This window comes from Okeania sp. SIO3B5 (genome assembly GCF_010692555.1).
In the GTDB taxonomy this organism is placed as follows: domain Bacteria; phylum Cyanobacteriota; class Cyanobacteriia; order Cyanobacteriales; family Microcoleaceae; genus Okeania.
Genome location: NZ_JAAHHG010000537.1, coordinates 1 through 6705, shown reverse-complemented (window position 1 = coordinate 6705; position 6705 = coordinate 1). Strand labels below are relative to the sequence as shown.

The following is a 6705-nucleotide window of genomic DNA, read 5'->3' as shown; positions in this document are numbered from 1 at the left end:
ATATCAAATCCGGTTAAACAGCCATAGAATGGTTAAGTCTTTAGAATTCAGCAATTCTGCAATTCAGAATTCAGGAGAAGAAAGATAAGACAAGATGAGCGTAGTTATGACAATTGGATAATTTTTTTATGTCCAATTAAGCGGATTTGATATGATATAAGAATTGTAAGAACGATTTTTCTGCCCAACTATGCGCCTAAAATACTAACTTTTTGAGCGTGAAGAGCTGAAAACCAAGGTATTTCATATCATGTCCGATTGAATAATTAGACTTTGGAGGTCTGAAGGCAGAAGGCAGGAGGCAGGAGGCAGAAGGTTTTCTCAAGAGTGTCACCTTAATTTTATACACGCTCCGATGCTACCGGACATGATATCAGACCCTAAAAGGCTAAAGTCTTTATATTTCAATGCTTTTAGATTTAATCAGCAAGCCCTAATTATTCTGATGTTTACTTCTCCCTGTAGGGACGTTGCATGCAACGTCCCTACCTACTCCCTTATATCATGTTCGGATGATTAGTTATAAAAACTTCTTCACTTCAAACTTTGCTCTCTTCTTTCTGCCTTCTGCCTTCTGCCATTAATGAATCCCCTACTCAACAATTAAGCAGCAGCTATCAAACCACTATGTCTCAACAAAGGTTCAGTATTCGGTTCGCGACCTCGGAAAGATTTAAACACCTCCATAGGATGCAAACTACCACCTAATGCTAATACTGTATCTCGAAAACGTTTACCACAAGTGGCGATCGCTACTTCATCTTCTAAACCAGCCTCTTCAAAGGCAGCAAAAGCATCAGCACTCAATACTTCTGCCCACTTATAACTATAATAACCAGCAGCATAACCGCCAGCAAAAATATGTCCAAAGGCACATAAAAATGAATCTTCTGGCAATGGAGCTAACACAGTAGTAGTTTTAGCAATGCGGTTACGCACATTTACAACTGTTTCCTCACCACCTGGTTGATAACGGTGATGTAGCTCAATATCAACTAAGGCAAAGTGCAACTGACGCAACATCCCACTGCCACTCATATAATTTCTGGCAGCCAAAAGTTTCTGATAGTAATGTTCTGGTAGAGTTTCCCCTGTTTCATAATGTTTTGCCATTCCAAATAATGTTGAGCTGTCGTAACACCAGTTTTCCATAAACTGACTGGGTAACTCCACTGCATCCCACTCTACATTATTAATACCAGCAGCTCCTGCATAGTCAACCGTTGTCAACATATGTTGTAAACCATGACCGAACTCATGGAAAAGAGTTTCTACCTCACGAAAAGTCATCAAACTAGGTTTACCATCTACAGGTGGTGTTTGGTTACATTGCAAATAAGCTACTGGTAAACGCAAAGTAGTTTGACCATTTTCCACAAGTTTCGCGCGAGTTATACATTCATCCATCCATGCACCACCCCGTTTTTCCGCCGGGCGACTGTAAGCATCAAGATAGAAATAAGCAATGGGTGTATTGTTTTCATCACTAACTTGGAAATAACGCACATCTTGATGCCAGACTGGTGCTTCCCCATCAGCAGCAGTAATATTAATACCAAATATCCGTTTGACCAAAGCAAATAAACCATCAAGAACTTGAGGTAGTGGAAAATATGGTCGTAACTCTTCGGCAGTAAAAGCAAACTTTTCTTCCCGCAGTCTTTCCGCCCAAAAACTGGTATCCCAATGTTTCAGATCATTTGCCTCTGGTGCATTTTTACTAGCAGCAAATTTTTTCAATTCTTCCAAGTCTGTAACTGCAGCATCATAACTTACACTGCGTAGCTCTTCTAATAACTTTTCCACTGCTGCGACACCAGGTGCCATTTTACTAGCAAGACTCAGTTCTGCATAACTATTAAAGCCTAGAATTTCTGTTTTTTGTTGACGTAGCTCTAAAATACGTTTAATTAGAGGATAGTTGTTTAACTCTCCACTAGAAGCACGACTAATAAAAGCTTTATACAGTTGTTCTCGTAACTCCCGTCGTTTGCTGTGCTGCATAAAGGGCATAAAACTGGGATAGTCGAGAGTGATGCGCCATGGTCCTTTTTCTGGTGTTGCGTTTTCTGCTCCAGCATCTCTTGCACCTTGAGCTGCTAAACTTAATAGACTGGGAGGTAAACCATCAACTTCTTCTTTGTTTGTCAATGTGAGACTAAAAGCTTTTGTGGCATCGAGGACGTTATTGGAAAACTTTGTAGAAAGTTCTGCTAATTCTAGTTGAATAGTGTTGAAATGTTCTCGCTGTTCACCTTCTAGAGCTACTCCCGAAAGTTCTGCATCTCTGATAGCAGCTTCAACTATGCGTTTTTGTCCTGAATCTAGATTTTGCCAACTATCACTATTGTGTAATTTTTTGAAGGCTTGATAAAGAGGTTGACTTTGGTTGAGTTTATTAGAAAATTCTACTACTTTTGGTTGTACTTCATCATAAGCTTTTCTTAGTTCAGGACTATTTTTTACTGCCATTAAATGCCCTACTATTCCCCAACTCCAACTTAAACGATCTACTAATTTTTGTAGGGGTTCTACCAGGTCATTCCAAGTAGGCTTAATTGTGGTTTCTAAGTTTGTTAATTCTTGCTCTAATTCTTCCAGAAGTTCTGTCATTGTAGGTACTACATCTTCTGGTTTAATCGATTCAAAAGGAGGTAATCCTTTACCATTTAATAATGCTTTATTTGTAACTGTAGCTTGAGCATTCATACGCAGTTTTTTTTGAGTTCCCAATTATCTTGATTTTTGGTGTTATACTATTGTAGCTTAACTGAGCAAAAAATCAAATTTTATTTCAGGTCATCTTCTGATAATTAGCAATAGACATCTCCAGAAAAGAGGAAACAAGGAACAGGGAACAGGGAAAAGGGAATAATAATTGATGATTTATGGATAATAATTGATTTTATTTTAAATTTTTAGAGATTTATAATAATATTCAAGTGAATTGACTATTAATCAATATAGTAGTAAGGAAGGAGTGAAGTTGAAATAAGCTTTATTTTGAATATTCCATTTTTTGAGGTAAGCTATCAGCTGACGACTGATAGCTATTAGTTGACGGCTGTTTGCGCAACATTCCGCAGAAAGTACTTACAAAATCGTTATTTGTTCAAAAATTCATGCGGAATAATTTGTTCGGGAAAATTGGGGAACTCTGCCTGCTTCCAAATAGAAGATTTTTTCCAAATATAAGAGAAAAGTTCTTTATCAGTTTTAAGATCTATTTGTTGATAGGAAATATAACCATTTTCGCGGTCTTCATTGATTAGCATTCTAGTCGTAAAGGAATTTCTTTCAACCAACGAGTTTTCATAAATCATCACATTAGTATTATGCAAATCGTGATTATCAACATTTTTGGCATTAGTACAACAAATATATCGTACTTCTACTCCAACTTCTGCTTGTTCTCTAAGTACTTGTAGATGTACTTGTGTAGGAGATTCAGGAAGTATAAAAACTCTTTTTATGAGAATACCTTTTTGAAGTATTTTTTTAGTTACTTCCCAAAAATACATACCCAAATCACTATGCCACCATGTAGGAGTAGTCATGCTGTGAACTGCCAATAACCGACATCCACTTTTTTGGATATCAATTTGTTCTAATAATTGAACCACTTTATCTATGCGTGAGCGTCCACTAAGGGCAATTTTGATTTCAGGCATAATGGTATTAGTCAAAATTGTACCCTCAAAGAGAGTTTGGTTATTTTTGTCTAACTCAACTCCAGTCAAATTTGCGTTACTCAAGTTGGCTTGACTCAAATTTGCGTTACTTAAATTGGCTCTGGTTAAATCAGTTTTCGTGAGATTTGCGCCTGAAAGATTAGCGTTACTAAAATTGCATCCTATCAAAATGGACTCCGATAGATTAGCTTCATTATCACTTAAATCTACTTTGCTGAAATTTAACTTACGAAAGTCTCTCATTCCTATTTTATATAGACTCATCAGTTCCTTTTCTTCATAAATATCTTGAGGATATTCATTAGGAGCGTAAACGGCAATAATTGCTTTAACATAAGCAAATAGATAGGCTTTGATGATATTTTCATGGCTATAAATTCTGATAACTTCTTCCTCACCATATCTTACGACAACCATAGCAGTTACCGCTCCTTCTTTACCAGGCGTTAAATTAGCTATGTAGATAGATTTGAGTTCATGTTCGATCTCAACTATATGAGATAAAGCTTTATCAAAAGCAGTAAAAAGCGCATTAATTGAACCTCTTTTGAACCCAGATTCTGTATGATATTTTTTTCCAAATTTATCTTGTAAAATAACTGTAGCAGAAGTTAGATCCTTTTTGGTGCAGAGAACTTCAAATTTTTTAATTTTCCAGCCTTGAAAAAGGAGTAATTTATCCTCAAAAGAAATATTATTTTTCAGAGGTTCTTCCTTCCAATTGATGGATAATTTTTCTCTCTTTTGATCTATAAATTTTTGAGCTAGTTCTTCTTTGAAAAATTCCGGTGATAAATCAGAATATTCAGACTCTACATACTCTAAGAATAATGCTGGTGAATAAACATAAGGCCAACCACTACTTACAAAATCCCTATCCCTTAAGGTGATAATGCCATCCAAATTATACTTTTTGGCACACTCAACTTGAATAACAGTTGGTATGTTGACAGTGGGATATTTTTCCATATCGATCTCTTGCAAGTCAATATCACAAACCTGAAATTGACTAAGAATTTCTATAATAAGACGGTTAGCATATTCTTGTCCTCTCAAATTTTTAACCCTTGACCAAAGATTTTCTACTCCATTTTTACCCACATAAGGATTAATCTTTTCGGATAAAACCCATTCAACTACTTTAGTTACATCTTGATTCATAGTAGTTTTATTTCTTAACAAAAATTCTTCAAGTATGTTAGAATCAATCAGAATTTTAGGACCTTGAAACACTTTTTTATTAGTTTGGAATACTGATAAATTTTCGAGAAACATATCAATTCCTACACTAGAATGATTCGTCACTTTGTGAAGACTAAGTTTAACTTCGTATTGAACAAAAGGATCTTCATTTTCCATGTTATTTCTTAAATCCCAGAGGAGTTTAATTACTTCTGGTTCAATACGTTCACCTAATGCCCTAATCCAATTAGCACGTTCCTCTACATCGCGTTCTTGTTGTAATTTTGCGATTAACTCAGAAGTCTCAATTAGAGTATATTTGGATTTGATTTGATTAGATGATTCTCTTGTCATGACTTTATTCACCTTTTGTAGTATTTGAATTTTTGAAAATGCTAAAATTAGCGTTGCTGAATGGTAATGATTTTCAGATTCAGTATTAACGTAAAACATAAGTTTTTCAATTTTACATTTCAGCAACGCCCGAAAATTAGTTAGTGGGCGCAGTCACTATCATCTTGAACATTTTTCTCAACTTTTGAATCTTTTTCAATTTCTGAGTTTTCCTTTAGACGGTTGGATAAAATATTAATCAAATTGTCGTCATTATTCTGATAAAAATATTTTTGGTCTAAGGAAAAAAGAGTTCTTCTTAAAGAAGTGATACCGAAACGTTTATTATCTAATTGAATATCAAAGTAGTAAATTTTGAAATGTTCACTTACTTGTTTGCTAAAATCAGATTTTATATGACGAGGATTGTGCTGAGTTATTTTAGCCACATCTTCTATTTCAAACAAACCTGTCAATGCTAAGTAAATCATAATTTTATACTTTTCAGAAATAGAACTTTGCAAAAATTCCTCTATTTCATCTAATAAATTATCAACTTCTGGAACGTTGACATTTTGATGGCTTGCTAGTTTTTTCACTTCATCAATAGAGAAGAGAGGATTAAAGTCTTTTCGGGGCATATAACCTCACTTTATGTCAGAGTTTAGATGGCGTAACATTGAGAATAACATATTTTTGTTATCTAAATTACTTATTATCAATTAATGAGCTAATTATGCCATTTAAAAAAAATTGTAACAGTATCTCCCAAAAAGAAAACCTACAATTGTTGTACCAAACTCCAATTAGATAAATATACATATATTTACCTAATTTAACACTGTGCTATTTCCGAAGTATATTTTGACAAAACAAGCTGACTACAAGCTACCCTATCAGACAAAATCATTGTAGATATTTCAGAAGTATAAATCTCCAGATAAGCATCTTCATGGGTTTCAAATAGATATTCTTTTCCTGCTTCAACAACACGCTCAAGCCACTGCCCCATGAAGTCAATTTTTAAGATAGCTATTCTTTCCGTACAGTTAATATACAGGCACTTAATAGTTTTGAATTCTTCAGTTTTTTTAGCCATACTATTATCCTCCATGTCAGAATTTAGTATGTAAATCATTTAAGTAAGATAAAGCATATTTATTTGTTTGAAAACCAACAAATGTTGTCAGGAAAGCATTTAGCTGTCAGCTGTCAGCTGTCAGCTATCAGCAATCAGCTATAACAATATGATTTTAGTTGTGAGATATTGAAGATTTTTAGGCAACAGGCAACAGGGAAGAAGAAAAAAAACGGTAAACATTCAGCCGTCAGCTATCAGCTATTTCTTTTAGTAGGCGATCAAAGTTTTATTAATTGAGAAAGGCTTTGTTGCATGAAAGTATATAGCTGTCGCACTTGCTCCACATATGTATTTCATAGAGAGCTGAAACTGCTGTAACTATTGGACAATAGATAAATAGGGCTTGCTGATTAAATA

4 protein-coding genes are annotated in these 6705 nt (G+C 34.7%); all 4 read right to left on the bottom strand.

Annotated features, from left to right (window positions below; genetic code table 11):
- Positions 1 to 603: 603 nt before the first annotated feature.
- Complete coding sequence (locus F6K54_RS37660; protein WP_293089121.1) at positions 604 to 2709, bottom strand: M3 family metallopeptidase; 2106 nt, start codon at positions 2707 to 2709, stop codon at positions 604 to 606.
- A gap of 395 nt (positions 2710 to 3104) precedes the next feature.
- Positions 3105 to 5228, bottom strand: coding sequence for a pentapeptide repeat-containing protein (locus F6K54_RS37655; protein WP_293089119.1), 2124 nt, complete (start codon positions 5226 to 5228; stop codon positions 3105 to 3107).
- Between the two features lie 140 nt (positions 5229 to 5368).
- Positions 5369 to 5848: a hypothetical protein gene (locus F6K54_RS37650; RefSeq protein WP_293089117.1), complete on the bottom strand. Its 480-nt coding sequence runs from the start codon at positions 5846 to 5848 to the stop codon at positions 5369 to 5371.
- Positions 5849 to 6042: 194 nt separating this feature from the next.
- Entirely contained in the window at positions 6043 to 6306 is a 264-nt protein-coding gene (locus F6K54_RS37645; protein ID WP_293089115.1) for a DUF1830 domain-containing protein, read from the bottom strand.
- Positions 6307 to 6705: the final 399 nt, after the last annotated feature.